Below are 13981 nucleotides of genomic sequence, written 5' to 3' on the forward strand. Positions count from 1 at the left end.
GGCCCGCCGACCGCCCACTACGGGATTCCCGTGTTAACGATCTGGTACGAACCGCATGACAGACCCGAGCCGGAATCGGGAAACTGCCTCCATGGCATTTCACTGCGGCGCGCCGACACGCGACGGAAGCCCGTGCCAACGCCACGTCCGCGAACCGAGCACCCGCTGCCCCCAGCACCGCAACCTGGGCGGCACCGCCCTCCACCCCCCGCGCCACGCGATGCGCACCATCACCCTCACCAACCCGGCCCTGACCACCGCCCCCACCGCCTGGACCACCGCCCGCGCCGACCTGATGGCGCGAGCCAGCGAACTCCGCGCCCGCACAACGCCAGCCCCCGACGAGGAGTCGCCCGACCCCGCAGCGGGCACCCCCGGTGACGAGGCACTGATGACGGAGAAGGCGCAGCCGGAGGCAGCAGCCGCCGGGCCGGTCGGCCAGCGGTCCTACCTGGACCGCGAGCGGAACCGGCGCGCACAGGCGGCGGAGGCTGGCGAGGTGGAGCGGGTCGCGGTGGACGCTGAAGATGCCGGGGATGCGGCCGAGCCGGAGACCGGTTCGGCGCGGCGCGAGGAGACCAAGTCCGAGTCGGTGCAGGTGCGCGAGCTCGCACGAGAGCCCGAACAGGTGCGCGGGGCTGGCTCGGTGCGGCGCGGGCCGGCCGAGTCCGAGCCTGCGCAGGTGCCCAAGCTCGCGCCCGAGCAGGAGCAGGAGCGCAAGGCTGGCACGGCGCAGCGCGAGGAGACCGAGTCCGAGCCGGTGCAGTTGCCCGAGCTCGCACGAGAGCCCGAACAGGAGCGCGCGGCTGGCTCGGTACGGCACCTGCAGGCCGAATCCGAGCCGGCGGCGCATGGGCCCAAGCCCGAGCAGGAGCAGGAGGCTGGCACGGCGCCGCACGAACAGGCCGAATCCGAGCCGGTGCAGGTGCCCGAGCTCGCACGAGAGCCCGTACAGGAGCGCAGGGCTGGCGCGGTGCGGCACGTGCAGGCCGAATCCGAGCCGGCGCAGGTGCCCAAGCTCGCGCCTGAGCAGGAGCGCGAGGCTGGCGCGGCGCAGCGCGAGGAGACCGAGTCCGAGTCGGTGCAGGTGCCCGAGCTCGCACGAGAGCCCGAACAGGAGCGCGCGGCTGGCTCGGTGCGGCGCGTGCAGGCCGAATCCGATCCGGCGCAGGTGCCCGAGCAGGAGCGCGAGACTGGCGCGGCGCCGCACGATCAGGCTGAATCCGAGCCGGTGCCCGAGCTCGCACGAGAGCCCGTACAGGAGCGCAGGGCTGGCGCGGTGCGGCACGTGCAGGCCGAATCCGAGCCGGCGCAGGTGCCCAAGCTCGCGCCCGAGCAGGAGCGCGGGGCTGGCGCGGCGCAGCGCGAGCGGGTCGAGCCCGACTCCGGGATGCGGGAGCCCGAGGCGGTGCCTGTGCAGGAGCGCGGGGCTGGCGCGGTGCGGCGTGAGCAGGGCGAATCCGAGGTGGCGCAGGTGCCTGAGCAGAGGCGGGGGGTGCGAGCCGTGGCTGGGTCGGGGCCGGAACCTGCCGTATCGGGGCCGGAATCGGGGCATGGGGCTGAGACCGGGCCTGACCTGGGTGATTCCGAGTCGGTGCGCATGTCGGGCGCGCCGATTCGGAAGGCTTCGGACAGCGTGCCTGCCATGCCGATCAGTCAGGCGTCCTACCTCGACCGGGAGCGTGCTGAGCGCAAGCGTCGCGTCGAGGCTGAGGAAGTCGCTGATGAGCCTGAGGCTGAGGCGCGGCCTGCGGAGCAGCGTCCGTTGTTGCGCAGGGAGCGGGCTTTGGATCCTGACTGGATCGGTGCGCGTCCGCTCTTTCGGGACGAGGCGCCTACCCGGCCGCTGCCGCGGATCGAGTTTGAGCCCTCTGAGCCGGCTGAGGGTGCCGATGCCGCGCCGCCACGCAAAGTGCCGCGGATCGCGCCGATGCGGAGCGTGGTGCTCGGTGCGCAGGTGGATCCGGTTGGTCAGGGGGTTGGCAGGCCGCTGCCGGGTGCTGATTCCGAGCCGGAGGCCGATCCGCCGACGCTCATCGATCGCATGCCGCCGATCGATCCTGATGAGCTTGTCGTTCCCGAGTTCCTGAGTCCCGGCTTCATTCCGCCGATGGCACCGCTGAAGCCGACGGCCAACCGGCCGCCGCTGCCTCAGCGTCAGCGCAGGCCACGGCCTGGTCCGGCGGCTGCCGCGGCGGCTGATCCGCCGACGCTCGTTGACCCGCACCCGGCCGTCGTACCCGCACCCACGCGCGCCGCTACGCCCACGCCCACTGCCGCTAAAGGCGGCGCTACCGCGCGCGCCGCCGCCACCACCGGGCCGACCACGACGCCTGCCACCACCGCCGCGACCTCGGCCGCGCGCCCCGACGACATCGCCGTCCCCGACTTCATCGTCCCGGGCTTCGCCGAGCCGGCGCCGGAGCCGCCGCTGCGCACCGTGCTGTCGACGGTCCTGGGGCCCGAACTGTGGCAGCGCTGCTACGCCGAGTGGAGTCCTGCCCACTGCACCGCGCTGGCGCGCATCGCACGCAATGTCGACGGGCTCGCGCCCTCGGCCGGGGCGGCGGTCCGCTCGACTGCCGGGGCCGGTATGCGGTGGCTCGGGGTGGCGCGGGAGCGCGAGATGCTGGCGGATCTGGTCGCCGGGGCCATCTCGCATCCGGCCGGTGCGACGTCCGCGAACCAGGCGCGGACCGTGCGGCTTTACGGTGCGGCGATCTGCATGGCGCTGAACGTGCCGCTGCGGCGCTGCGCGTGTCATCGCGATCTGGAGCGCGACGTGTCCGGGGAGCTCATCCGGCTCGGGTTGGAGGAGCTGGCTGGGGAAGTGCCCTGATCTCGGCTATCTCGGCTATCTCGGCGATCGCACCGGTTCTGGCAGCGCCGCCCGCAATCTGACGCCCCATCAGATTTCCGCTACGATGCCGCCATGCGAGGAATCCTGGGGTGGGGCGTCCACCTGCCGTACCGCCGCCTGGACCGCACCGCCATCGCCGCCGTGGCCGGCACCGGCGGCGGAACCGGTACCCGCGCCGTGGCCTCCTACGACGAGGACACGACGACCATGGCCGTCGCCGCCGCCCGCGCCGCGCTGCACCCGGAGGGCCCAGGCAACGGCGCCAGCGCCGACCGCCCCAAGCTCCCCGACACCATCAGAACCCTGTGGCTCACCACCACCACCCCCGCCTACCAGGACCGTACCAACGCCACCGCCGTCCACGCCGCCCTCCGCCTCCCCCGCACCACCGCCGCCTACGACGCCACCGGAGCCGTCCGCTCGACGACCGCCGCCCTCGACGCCGCCCTGAGCGGCACCGGGACCCACCTCGTCGTCGCCTCCGACCTGCGCACCGGCCGCCCCGGCAGCGCCGACGAGTCCGCCGGCGGCGACGCGGCCGCCGCCCTGCTCATCGGCGAGGGAACTCCCGAGACCCCGGTCCTGGCCGAACTCCTCGCCCACACCAGCACCACCGAGGAGTTCCTCGACCGCTGGCGCACTCCTGGGGATCAGGCCTCGAAGACGTGGGAGGACCGCTTCGGCGAGACGCGCTACACCACCCTCGCCACCGAAGCCTGGAATGCCCTGCTCGCGGCGACGCCGACGGCAACCGCAAGCACAACCACACCAGACGCCATCGACATCCTCCTCATAGCCGGCACCCACGAACGCGCCGTGAAGTCCGTCCTGAAGAAGACCGGCGTGCCCGCCGCACGCCACCACGACCCGTTCACCAAAACCGTCGGCACCACCGGCGCGGCCCACCCCGCCCTCCTGCTCGCCTCAGCCCTCGAAGTCGCGCGGCCCGGCCAGACCATCGCCCTCCTGGTCCTCGCGGACGGCGCCGACGCCTTCCTGTGGCGCACGACGCAAGCCCTCGCGGCCCACCGCCCCGCACGCCCCGTCGCCGACCAGCTCGCGGCCGCCGGCAGCGTCCCCTACGGCCGCTACCTCGCCTGGCGCGGCTTCCTCCCCGTCGAGCCGCCACGGCGCCCCGAGCCGGCCCGCACCTCCGCCTCGGCCGCCGCACGCGCTGCCGACTGGAAGTTCGCACTCGTCGGTACCGAAAGCGCGGACGGGACGACCGTCCACCTCCCGCCGTCCGCCTTCGACGCCGCCCCGCACCCGGCCGCCAGCACCGAGGGCACCATCGTCACGTTCACCGTCGACCGCCTCGCGTACTCCCCCAGCCCGCCGGTCGTGTTCGCGGTCGTCGACTTCGACGGCGGCGGCCGCCTGCCGATCGAGCTCACCGACGTCGACGCCGACGAGGTCGCCATCGGGCTGCGCGTGGAGGCCACCTTCCGCCGCCTGAGCACCGCCGACGGGATCCACAACTACTTCTGGAAGGCGCGCCCCGTCCGCAGCCCCGGCCGCCGCCCCGTCCGCTCCGCCGACCCCGAACAGGAGACCCGCTGATGGCCTCGCACGGCATCAAGGACCGCGTCGCGATCGTCGGCATGGGCTGCACCCGCTTCGCAGAGCACTGGGACAGCGGCGCCGACGAACTCCTGCTGTCGGCGACGTCCGAGGCCTTCACCGGCGCCGGCCTGGCCAAGGAGGAGATCGACGCCTACTGGCTCGGCACCGCGCAGTCGGGCATGAGCGGCATCACGCTGGCCCGGCCGCTGGAGCTGGAAGGCAAGCCGGTCACCCGCGTCGAGAACTACTGCGCGTCCGGCTCCGAAGCGCTGCGCCAGGCCGCCTACGCCGTCGCCTCAGGCGCCTACGACGTCACGATGGCCGTCGGCGTCGAGAAGGTGAAGGACTCCGGCTACCAGGGACTGAACGCCTTCCCCATCCCCGGCGACGGCACCGCCCGCACCGTCACCGCCGCCGCGATGTTCTCCATGGTCGTGCCCGCGTACGGCGCGAAATACGGCGTCGCCCCGCAGGAGATGCGCGAGGTCCTGGCCCGCATCGCGTCCAAGAACCACGCCAACGGCGCCCGCAATCCCAAAGCCCAGTTCCGCAGGGAATGGCCGGTCGAGCAGCTGCTCGCGATGCCGCGGGTGGCCGGGGAGCTGTCGGTGTTCGACTGCGCCGGCGTGGCCGACGGCGCGGCGGCGGCGATCGTCGTCCGCGCCGAGGACGCGCTGCGGTACACCGACAAGCCGCTGTACGTCAAAGCCCTGTCACTGGTCGCCGGCAACGGCCTGCCGCTGGGCGATCCGGCCTACGACTACACGACCTTCCCCGAGATCGTCGCCGCCGCCGAGGACGCCTACCGCCAGGCCGGCGTGACCGACCCGCGGCGCGAACTGGCGATGGCCGAGGTGCACGACTGCTTCACTCCCACCGAGCTGGTCCTGATGGAGGACCTGGGCTTCTGCGACCGCGGCAAGGCCTGGCAGGACGTGCTCTCCGGGGCCTTCGACCTCGACGGCGACCTGCCGGTCAACCCCGACGGCGGGCTGAAGTCCTTCGGTCACCCGGTCGGCGCCTCCGGGCTGCGGATGATGTACGAGGCCTGGCTTCAGCTGCGCGGCGAGGCGCCGGAGCCGCGGCGGATCGGGACGTTCGGCCAGCGGGAGCTAGCGCTGACGCACAATCTTGGCGGATATCCGGGCGAAATGGTGGGCTTTGTGTCGATTCTGGGAACAAAGGTGGGCTGAAAAAGGCGGGCTGAAAGCAGCGCCATCACCGCCTAATCCCGCACGCACTCCACCGGCATCTCGGCTAAAGCCCCCCGGTAATACGCGATCTTCTCCCGCACCTTCCGCCGCAACTCGATCAGCCGCGCCATCTCCGCCTCGACGTTCGCGTCGTGCTCCTCCAGCAGCGCCAGGCGCTCGGCGACCGTGCCGTCGCCGTCGCGCACCAGCTCGGCGAAGGTCTGCATCTGCGCGATCGGCATTCCGGTGCCGCGCAGGCAGCGGAGCATGTCCAGCCAGCCGATGTCGTCGTCGGTGTAGCGGCGGTGGCCGCCGGCGGCGCGGCGGACGGGCTCGATCAGCCCGATCCGCTCGTAGTAGCGCAGCGTGTCCAGGGAGAAGCCGGATATCTCGACCGTCTGTGCCGGGGAGTAGTTCTCGGTCGTCATAGCGCCCCATCGTAGGAGAGCTTGACCTGGAGCGCGCTCCAGATTCCAGGATGGCGGGCATGGAGTACACGACCTTCGGCGGTCCGACCGGGCCGCAGGTGAGCACCCTCGCGCTGGGTGTGATGATGTTCGGCACGACCACCGACGAGGCGACGTCCGTGGCCATCCTCGACCGCTTCCGCGAGGCCGGGGGCACCTTCCTGGACACCGCCGACTGCTACGCCTTCTGGGTCGACGGCGCGACCGGCCACGAGAGCGAGGACCTGTTGGGGCGCTGGCTGGCATCGCGCGGCTGCCGCGAGGAGATGGTGATCTCGACCAAGCTCGGCGCGCAGCCGGATCCGGCGTTCGCGGCGCCCTGGCCGCGCAACGCCGAGGGCCTGTCGGCGCCGGCGGTGCAGGCGGCGGCGGAGGGCAGCCTGGCCCGGCTCGGGACCGACCACGTCGAGGTGCTGTTCGCGCACATCGAGGACACCTCCGTGACGTTCCCCGAGACGGTCGGCGCCTTCGCGGAGCTGATCGCGGAGGGCAAGGTGGCGGTCGCCGGGGTCTCGAACCACCCGACGTCGCGCGTGAAGCGCGCCAGGGCGGCCGCCGAGGCGCTGGACGTCCCCGGCTACACGGCGGTCCAGCAGCGGCACGCCTACCTGCGGGCCCTGCCCGGCGCGGGCTTCTCCTCGCCGCAGGAGACCGCCGACGACGAGCTGCTGGCCATGGTGCGCGACGGCGAAGTGTCGATGATGGCGTACGCGACGCTGCTGGAGGGCTCGCTGGTCCGGCCGGACCGGCCGCTGCCCCGGCAGTATCAGAGTCCGGAGAACCGGATGCGACTCAGGACCCTGTGGCACGTCGCCGACGAGGCCGGGGTGACGCGCACCCAGCTGGCGCTGGCCTGGCTGCTGCGCGGCGACCCGGCGATCGTGCCGGTCGTCGGGGTGAGCTCGGTGGCGCAGCTCGACGACGCGCTCGGGGCGCTGGACGTGCCGCGGGACGTGGTCACGGCGCTGGCGGACGCGGTCGCTCAGGCGGTCGCCGAAACAGCCGCCTGACCCCGGCCGCGCGGCGGCACCGGGCGCCGCGGCATCCACTGCGGCCACTGCTCGGCGGGGCGCGCGGCCGCCGCCTCGGGCCCGGCCGCGCCGCCGGAGGCGGCGTCCAACCCCAGCAGCTTGCGCAGCTCGACGCTCACCGGCGACGACGTCCCCTCGAACACCGAATAAGCATCCTGCCAAGCCGCCCGCGCCCCGGCCGGATCCCCGAACCGCTCGCGGATCCGGCCGACCACCGCCAGCGCCAGCCCGCGCCCCGGCCGGTCGCCGGCGGCGGTCAGCGTCTCGACCGCCTGCCCGGCCGCCTCCAGCGCCTCGTGGTCCACGCCCTGGTCCGCCAGCGCCTCGGCGAGCCGCAGGTACGACCAGCCCAGCCGCCGGTGCTGCCCGATGCCCCGGTGAATATCCAGGGCCTCGCGAAGACAGGCCGCGGCCCGATCGGGAAAGCCCGCCTCGCGCAACACCATCCCGGTGGAGTGCAGGCCGTCGGCCAGGCCTCTGGCGTCCCCGTGGGCCCGCCGCAGCGCCAACCCCCGCTCCGCCAGCTCCCGCGCCTCCGCGGGCCGCTGCACGCGGCACAGGCTCTGTGCGAGGTTCAGCTGCGCCTCCGACAGCTGCTCCCAGCCGGCGCCGGCCCGCTCCAGCAAGTGCAGCGCCTCGGCGGCGGCCCGCATGGACTCCTCGTCGCGCCCGGCCCGCCAGTGGTTGGCGGACAGCACCGACAGCGCTTCCAACAGATATCCGGGCTCGGGGAGGTCGCGCGCCAGGGCGACGGCGGCCGCGGCCTGCACCTCCGCCTCGGCCAGGTACCAGCACTGCGACAGCGAGTGCGCGAGCTCGAACCGCGCGATGGCTTCCGCGCGACGGTTCCCTTCCCGATCGGCCTCGTCGATGACGACGGCCGCCAGCCGGGCCAGATCCTGGTCGCCGGGACCGGACTGGCACAGAATCCCTTGCCAGTACAAGAGATCGGCGCAGGCGTCGACCACGTCGACGGGCTCGATCAAGCCGCCGCCGGCGCCCGCGCCGATCGGATCAGCCCTCTGATCCACATCGCCGACCCCGGCGGCGCGCGCCGCCCGGCCGTGCCGGCTCAGCAGCGCCTGGGTGGCCGCCGCGCACGCCGCCTCCCGCTCCCGTTCCCCCCACGCCGCGCAGTCCGCCGAGCCGACCGGCGCGCCGGCGACCGCGGGCGCCGATATCAGCCCCTCCAGGTTCGCGGCACACGGATTCACCGCCGACGCGGCGACAGCGGAAACCCCGAGGTAATAACGGATTAAGCGATCCAGTGCCGCGCGGTGCGCGTCCGGGCCGTCGACGTCGGCGCCCAACCGCCGCGCGAACATCCGCAACAGCGCGTGCAGCCGGTACCGCCCAGGGCTCGGCGACTCCACCAGGCACAGGTCGACCAGGCCCTCGGCGAGCTCTTCGGCGACCGGCTCCGAACAGCACAGCAGCGCCGCGACCGCCTCGACGCCGATGTCCGGGCCGTCCGGCACGGCCAGCAGCCGGAACGCGTGCGCCTGGTCCGGCCGCAGCTGCTCGTACCCGAGCCGGAACGTCGCCTCCACGGCCAGATCCCCGGCCCGCAGCTCGTCCAGCCGCCGGGCCTCGTCGCACAGCCGCCCGGCCAGCGTCTCGGCGGTCCAGTGCGGCCGAGCGGCCAGGCGCGAGGCCAGGATCCGCACCGCCAGCGGCAGGTGGCCGCACACCGCGACCGCCTTGCGCACCGCCGCCTCGTGCCCGAGGACCCGGTCCTGGCCGGCCACCGCGCCGAACAGCGCCAGCGCCTCGTCGGGGTCGAACGCACCGAGTTCCAGCAGGCGCGCGCCGGGGACGCCGGTCAGCCGGGACCGGCTGGTCGCCAGCACCGCGCATCCGGGGGTGCCGGGCAGCAGGGGACGGATCTGCTCGGCGTCGCGCACGTCGTCGAGGACGATCAGCACCCGGCGTCCGGCCAGCGTGTTCCGGAACAGCTGGGAGCGTTCCTGAAGGGTGTCCGGGACGGCTCCCGGGTCTGCTCCCAGAGCCCTGAGAAACCCGCCGAGCACGCCGCCGGGATCGGCCGGCTCGCGATCGGTCCCGCGCAACGCCGCGAACAGCTGGCCGTCGGGGAACCTGCACGCCGCCAGGTGCGCGGTGTGGACGGCGAGGGTGGACTTGCCCGCGCCTCCGATACCGGAGAGCACCGCCAACGGCATCGCGTCGCCGGGCTGGATCAGCTCCAGGAGCTGCCGTGACCAGTCGGCCCGGCCGGTGAAGTCGGCGACGTCGGCCGGGAGCTGCGCCGGACCTGTGTGCCCGGCGCATGCCGAGGAGGCCGCTGATGCGACCGGATGCACCGAAGCGTTGGGACGCAGTGCCTGGGCCTGAGCTCCGGCCGTGTGGGCAGTGCGCGGATCCGCGGCGCGCCGATCGGTGGCGGCGCCGGCGGCGGCGATGGCACCCGTGGCAGCGGTGGCGGTGGTACCGGCGGCTGCGCCGGCGTCGTCGGGCCTGGACCCCGACCGGACCCGCGGCAGCCCGAACGCCCCGCCGGCCACGGCGGCCCAGTCGCGTGCCGTGCGTCCGGAGCCGTTCACGGTGTCGGTGTCCGCGGCCCCGGCCGTCACCTGCCGGTACAGCGCCCGCAGATCCGGTCCCGGATCGACGCCGAGTTCCTCGGCCAGCGTGCGCCGCGTCTGGTCGTAGACGGCCAGTGCCTCGGCTTTGCGGCCGCTGCGGGACAGCGCGAGCATCTGCAGTTCGCGGAAACGTTCTCGGAGCGGGAACTCCGCCGCCAGCGCCGCGAGCTCCGCCGTCACCGCACCGTAGCGACCGACCTCCAGGTCCAGCGCGATCCTGGCCTCCAGCGCGCCGAGCCGGCGCTCCGTCCACTGCGCGCGCTGCGCCACCGCGAACGGTCCAGTGAGTCCCGCCAGCGGTTCGCCCTGCCACAGTGCCAGGGCCTCGTGCAGCCGGCGGGCGGCGCCGATCAGGTCGCCGTCGGCCCGGAGTCCGGCCGCGACCACCTGGCCGGCTTCGAAGGCCAGGGCGTCCACCGCCGAGGGGTCGACGGTCAGGGCGTAGCCGCCGGCCACCGAGCTGATCGGGCCCGGCGCGCCGACGGAGGACTCGGCGCCGCCGTTACCGCCGACACCGCCGGTACGGCCGACGCCGCCGGTGCGGCCGACGCCACCGACGCCACCGACTCCGTCGGCACCCCCGCTCAGCGCGCGCCGCAGCCGCGAGGCGTAGGTCCGGATGGTGCTCAGCGCGCCTTTCGGGGCGTCGCCGCCCCACAGCGCGTCGATCAGCTCCTCGGCCATGGCGGCGCGGCCGGGGCGCAGCACCAGCAGGGCCAGCAGCTCGCGCTGCTGGGGCGAGCCGAGGTCCAGCTCGCCGTGCGGGCCCCAGCCGCGCACCGGGCCGAGGACGCTGAACCGCCACGCGCTGTCTGCCACCCGGGCAGGATACGCGCGCGGTCGGCGAGTATTGATCTGACACGCCGTCAGATATATGTTCACCGCACTATGGACTTCGACTTCACGCCCGAGCAGCGGGCCTTCGCCGCCGACGTCGAAACCTTCCTCGACACCGAACAGGTGCCCGGGGACACCAGCGTCTTCGACGTCACCCGGGAGAACATGGCGCAGATCGTCGACACCCCGGCGCGCCGCGCGTTCATGAAGAAGATGAGCGAGCGCGGCTGGCTGGGCATCACCTGGCCCAAGGAGTGGGGCGGGGCCGAGGGCGACGGGGTGTACGAGTACCTGCTGAACGAGGCGCTGGCCCGGCGCGGGGCCCCGCAGATCGGCAAGGGCGTGGGCATCATCGGCAAGACGATCCTGGCGCACGGCTCGCCGGCGCTGCGCCAGGAGTTCCTGCCGAAGATCCTGCGCAACGAGGTCGAGTTCGCGGTCGGCTACAGCGAACCGGACTCCGGCTCGGACGCGGCGTCGATGAAGCTGAAGGCCGAGCGCGCCACCCGCGACGGCGTCGAGGGCTGGATCCTGAACGGCCAGAAGACCTGGACCACCTCCGCGCACTTCGCCGAGTGGTACTGGGTCGGCGCCCGCACCGACCCCGACGCGCCGAAGCACTTCGGCATCACGCTGTTCCTGGTCCCGCTGGACCACCCCGGCATCACCGTCCAGGGCATCTGGACGATGGGCGACGAGCGCACCAACTCGGTGTTCTTCGACGACGTCTTCGTCCCCGACGACCACCGTGTCGGGGAGCTGAACAAGGGCTTCCAGTACATCTCCGAGGCGCTGGACCTCGAACGCTTCACGATGTTCACCTACTCCCCCATCGCCGCGCGCTTCCAGCTGCTGGTCGACTGGGTCCGCGCCGCCGAGGTCGACGACGAACCGGTCCGCGCGGACCCGGTGACCCGCCGCCGCATCGCCCGCCTGGCCACCGAGGCGGAAGTGGCGCGCCTGATGGGCCTGCGGGTGGTGGCGGCCTCGACGAAACCGGGGCCGCCGCCGACCACCGAGGCCAGCGAGTACAAGCTCTACGCGACGGAGCTCTCGCAACGCGTCGCCGACGCCGCGATGGACCTGGCCGCGCCGGGCTCGCAGCTGCGGGTCGGCACGGAGGAGGCGCCGATGGCCGGGCGCGCGGAGTCGACGTACCGGTACACGGTGCTGGACACGATCGGGGGCGGGACGTCGGAGGTGCAGAAGAACATCATCGCGCGGCGGCGCCTGGGCCTGCCGAAGAACTTCTGAGATGGGGACTCCGTTTCTGGCGGGTGTCCGGGTCCTGAATCTGGCGAGCGTGGGGCCGGCGGCGCGCGCCGGGCGGTGGCTCGCCGACTACGGGGCCGAGGTCGTGAACGTCGGCGCCGTGCCCGCGCGCGGTGCCGTCCAGATCACGCCGGTCTTCCACGCCTACAGCGGCCACCGCGGCATGCGCCGCATCCTCCTGGACCTGAAGGCCGACCGCGGCCGCGAGACCTTCCTGCGCGTGGCCGAGCGCGCCGACGTCGTCATCGAGTCCTTCCGGCCCGGTGTGACCGATCGGCTGGGCATCGGGTTTCCAGCCGTGCGCGAGCGCAACCCGAAGATCGTCTACTGCTCGACCACCGGCTTCGGCCAGTCCGGGCCGAGCTCCCAGTGGGCCGGGCACGACCTCGATTACCTCGCCGTCGGCGGCTACCTGGCCGTCGGCGAGCCCGGCGCGCGCGGCAACCCGGCGCTGCCCGGCGCCACCCTCGCCGACAGCGCCGGCGGCGGCATGCACGCGGTGATCGCCATCCTCGCCGCGCTCGTGAAGGGCGAGGGCGCGTACCTGGACGTCTCCGTCGCCGACGGCGTCCTGTCCCTGATGTCGCTGGCGGTCGACGAGTACCTGGCCACCGGCAGCGAACCCGGCTATCAGCACTCGATGACCTCCGGCCGCTACGCCTGCTACGGCACCTATCGGGCCGGCGACGGCCGCTGGCTCGCGGTCGCCGCGATCGAGCCGAAGTTCTGGGCGAACTTCTGCCGGCTGCTCGGGCTGGAGAAGTGGGCCGCGCATCAGACCGATGACGCGGTCCAGGACCAGGTCCGCGAGGACATCGCCGCCGCACTGGCAGCCAGGGACCGGGACTCGTGGGTCGCGATCCTGTCCGGATCAGACACCTGCGTCGCACCGGTCCTGACCGTCGCCGAGCTGGTCGAGGATCCCCAATACCGCTCCAGGGACGCGTTCGCTGCGGCCGTCCACCCCGAGCACGGCGACCTGCGCCAGACCGCCCCGCTGCTGGCCGGGATGGTTCGCTCGGAACTCCCCTACCAGCTGCCCTCCGGAACCCACAGCGCGCAGCTGCTGCTGGAGGCCGGATTCACCGAAGCCGAGATCAAGGAACTGCTGGCGGAAGGCGCCGTGGCATGACCGACAACCATCCCGACGACCATCCCGGCGACCTCCCCGCCGACGTCACGGCGCTGATCGACCGCACCAGCTACGAGGAGACCGCCGACTTCCCCGTCGAACGCGGCTACGTCTGGACCTCCTGCGCCTCGGTCGAGAACGGCAACCCGCTGTACTGGGACGACACCGCGGCCGCCGAAGTCACCGGCGGGCCCATCGCGCCGCCGTCGATGCTCTCGACGTGGTTCCGTCCGCACCACTGGTCCCCCGGCCAGGACGAACCCAAGCTGCCGCTCCAGGTCCACTTCGACCTCAAGAAGCGCCTGAACCTGCCCGAGGCGATCATCGCGGAGTTCACCACGGTATTCCACGAGCCGGTGCGGCCCGGGGACATCCTCACCACCTGCCAGCGGCTGCGCTCGGTGAGCCCGGTGAAGACCACCAAGCTCGGCCGCGGGCGGTTCTGGACCATCGACGTCGAGTACCGCAACGTGCGCGGCGAGCTGTGCGGGATCGAGTCGTACACCGGGTTCGGCTACAACCGGGAGGACCCGACCGCATGAAACCGCTGCTCACGCTGGACGCGATCGCCGTCGGGGACGTGCTGCCGACGCTGACCTACGACGTGTCCGCCACGACCGTCGTCCTCGGCGCCCTGGCCACCCGCGACTGGCGCCCGATGCACCACGACCACGCCTTCGCCGTGGAGCGCAACGGCGTCCGCGACATCTTCCTCAACACCCCCAACCAAGCCGCGTGGTTCGAGCGCTACCTCACCGACTGGACCGGCCCGCACGGCCGTCCCGGCCGCATGCGCTTCCGGATGAAGGACTCTGTCTTCCCCGGCGACACCATGGCGATCAGCGGCACGGTCACCGGCGTGGCGGTGGACGAGGCCGGCTGCGGCTGGGTCGAGGTCGAGGTCGATCTGACGGTCGGCGACGCCTCCAAGACCGGCTGCTCCGCGCGGATCGCCGTGCCGGTGGACTCCGACGACAACCCGTGGGCGCGGCGCGGCGAGCGCTGGCGCCCCTAGCGAGCGAG

At 73.2% G+C, this 13981-nt stretch carries 10 protein-coding genes; 8 read left to right on the forward strand and 2 right to left on the reverse strand.

Annotated elements, in window-relative coordinates; all coding sequences use genetic code 11:
• Positions 1-220 precede the first annotated feature (220 nt).
• From ABH920_RS33945 to ABH920_RS33955, 3 genes are all read left to right on the forward strand, one after another.
• Entirely contained in the window at positions 221-2839 is a 2619-nt protein-coding gene (locus ABH920_RS33945; protein ID WP_370353335.1) for a hypothetical protein, read from the forward strand.
• 93 nt (positions 2840-2932) lie between these two features.
• Positions 2933-4420: an OB-fold domain-containing protein gene (locus ABH920_RS33950; protein ID WP_370353336.1), complete on the forward strand. Its 1488-nt coding sequence runs from the start codon at positions 2933-2935 to the stop codon at positions 4418-4420.
• Positions 4420-5616, forward strand: a complete 1197-nt coding sequence (locus ABH920_RS33955) for an acetyl-CoA acetyltransferase (protein ID WP_370353337.1) — start codon at positions 4420-4422, stop codon at positions 5614-5616. Before ABH920_RS33950 ends, ABH920_RS33955 begins: the two co-directional genes overlap by 1 nt.
• Positions 5617-5648: 32 nt before the next feature.
• On the opposite strand, the gene ABH920_RS33960 is transcribed toward ABH920_RS33955, so the two are convergent.
• Complete coding sequence (locus ABH920_RS33960; RefSeq protein ID WP_370353338.1) at positions 5649-6044, reverse strand: MerR family transcriptional regulator; 396 nt, start codon at positions 6042-6044, stop codon at positions 5649-5651.
• A 59-nt stretch (positions 6045-6103) separates the two neighbouring features.
• Here ABH920_RS33960 and ABH920_RS33965 point away from each other — a divergent pair, with 59 nt between their 5' ends.
• Positions 6104-7093 carry an aldo/keto reductase gene (locus tag ABH920_RS33965; RefSeq protein WP_370353339.1) on the forward strand — a complete coding sequence of 330 codons (990 nt, stop codon included), beginning with the start codon at positions 6104-6106 and terminating at the stop codon, positions 7091-7093.
• On the opposite strand, the gene ABH920_RS33970 is transcribed toward ABH920_RS33965, so the two are convergent.
• Entirely contained in the window at positions 7066-10536 is a 3471-nt protein-coding gene (locus ABH920_RS33970) for a BTAD domain-containing putative transcriptional regulator (protein ID WP_370353340.1), read from the reverse strand. The genes ABH920_RS33965 and ABH920_RS33970 overlap by 28 nt on opposite strands.
• A gap of 69 nt (positions 10537-10605) precedes the next feature.
• On the opposite strand from ABH920_RS33970, the gene ABH920_RS33975 reads away from it, so the two are divergent.
• The 4 genes from ABH920_RS33975 to ABH920_RS33990 are packed head-to-tail and all read left to right on the forward strand — an operon-like array spanning position 10606 to position 13973.
• Positions 10606-11808: an acyl-CoA dehydrogenase family protein gene (locus ABH920_RS33975; protein ID WP_370353341.1), complete on the forward strand. Its 1203-nt coding sequence runs from the start codon at positions 10606-10608 to the stop codon at positions 11806-11808.
• Position 11809: 1 nt separating this feature from the next.
• Positions 11810-12958, forward strand: coding sequence for a CaiB/BaiF CoA transferase family protein (locus tag ABH920_RS33980; protein WP_370353342.1), 1149 nt, complete (start codon positions 11810-11812; stop codon positions 12956-12958).
• Positions 12955-13500 (forward strand): MaoC family dehydratase N-terminal domain-containing protein, encoded by a 546-nt coding sequence (locus ABH920_RS33985; protein WP_370353343.1) that lies wholly within the window; start codon positions 12955-12957, stop codon positions 13498-13500. Before ABH920_RS33980 ends, ABH920_RS33985 begins: the two co-directional genes overlap by 4 nt.
• Positions 13497-13973 carry a hypothetical protein gene (locus ABH920_RS33990; protein WP_370353344.1) on the forward strand — a complete coding sequence of 159 codons (477 nt, stop codon included), beginning with the start codon at positions 13497-13499 and terminating at the stop codon, positions 13971-13973. Before ABH920_RS33985 ends, ABH920_RS33990 begins: the two co-directional genes overlap by 4 nt.
• Positions 13974-13981 lie beyond the last annotated feature (8 nt).

This window comes from Catenulispora sp. EB89 (assembly GCF_041261445.1).
Taxonomy (GTDB): Bacteria; Actinomycetota; Actinomycetes; order Streptomycetales; family Catenulisporaceae; genus Catenulispora.

Bases quoted from the DNA above. Each gene is read 5' to 3' on its own strand.
- ABH920_RS33950 (WP_370353336.1), top strand. From the start codon at position 2,933: ATGCGAGGAATCCTGGGGTGGGGCGTCCACCTGCCGTACCGCCGCCTG.
- ABH920_RS33990 (WP_370353344.1), top strand. From the start codon at position 13,497: ATGAAACCGCTGCTCACGCTGGACGCGATCGCCGTCGGGGACGTGCTG.
- ABH920_RS33945 (WP_370353335.1), top strand. From the start codon at position 221: ATGCGCACCATCACCCTCACCAACCCGGCCCTGACCACCGCCCCCACC.
- ABH920_RS33955 (WP_370353337.1), top strand. From the start codon at position 4,420: ATGGCCTCGCACGGCATCAAGGACCGCGTCGCGATCGTCGGCATGGGC.
- ABH920_RS33985 (WP_370353343.1), top strand. From the start codon at position 12,955: ATGACCGACAACCATCCCGACGACCATCCCGGCGACCTCCCCGCCGAC.
- ABH920_RS33980 (WP_370353342.1), top strand. From the start codon at position 11,810: ATGGGGACTCCGTTTCTGGCGGGTGTCCGGGTCCTGAATCTGGCGAGC.
- ABH920_RS33965 (WP_370353339.1), top strand. From the start codon at position 6,104: ATGGAGTACACGACCTTCGGCGGTCCGACCGGGCCGCAGGTGAGCACC.
- ABH920_RS33960 (WP_370353338.1), bottom strand. From the start codon at position 6,044: ATGACGACCGAGAACTACTCCCCGGCACAGACGGTCGAGATATCCGGC.
- ABH920_RS33975 (WP_370353341.1), top strand. From the start codon at position 10,606: ATGGACTTCGACTTCACGCCCGAGCAGCGGGCCTTCGCCGCCGACGTC.